This window comes from Actinomycetospora chlora (genome assembly GCF_039542135.1).
Classification (GTDB): Bacteria; Actinomycetota; Actinomycetes; order Mycobacteriales; family Pseudonocardiaceae; genus Actinomycetospora; species Actinomycetospora chlora.
Genome location: NZ_BAABHO010000134.1, coordinates 1 through 688, shown reverse-complemented (window position 1 = coordinate 688; position 688 = coordinate 1). Strand labels below are relative to the sequence as shown.

At 80.2% G+C, this 688-nt stretch carries 1 protein-coding gene; it reads right to left on the bottom strand.

Going from position 1 to position 688, the window contains the following annotated elements; translation table 11 throughout:
- On the bottom strand, positions 1-688 hold a 688-nt coding region (locus ABD994_RS31040; RefSeq protein ID WP_345425538.1), incomplete at both ends, for a lysophospholipid acyltransferase family protein.

Genomic DNA, 688 nt, shown 5'->3' with positions numbered 1-688 from the left:
CGACGGCGGCGGCGCAGCGGCGGGCCAGCACGCGGCGCGGCGTCGCGGGGGCCGGGCCGGCGAGGTCGGCCGCGGCGTCGAGGACGGACAGGGTGGTCACGTCGACGACGAGCCCGGGCGCGGTGAGCACGCGCAGCAGGGACGAGGCGAGGCTGTCCTCGCCGACGAACGCGGCGGTGGCGTCGGTGTCCGCCTCCTCGTCGTCCGCCCGGCGCCGGTACCGCAGCGCGACCGGCACCACCGGGGCGCCGGCGTCGTGGGCGGCCTGGAACGCGGCGGGCCGGAACGGCCCGAGGTCGCGGCCGCAGCGCGTCGTGCCCTCGGCGAACAGCCCGACCGGGCTGCCGGCGCGCAGCGCGTTGGCGAGCCCGGCGACGGCGTCGGGCAGGGCGCGCAGCCGGTCGCGGTCGAGGAACACGGTGCCCGCGCGGGCGGCCATCACCCCGAGCAGCGGCCACTGCCGGACCTCGGTCTTGGCGAGCATCCGCACCGGGGCGACGGCGTGCAGGGCGAGGACGTCGATCCAGGAGACGTGGTTGGCCACCACGAGCGCCCCGGGCGGGGCGACCGGACCGTGGCGCCGCACGCGCACCCCGCAGGCGCGCAGCACGGCCGCCGTCCAGGCGCGCTGCACGCGCGCGACCGCGTCCGGGCCGAACACGGGCACGACGAGGGCGGCGGCGAGGAT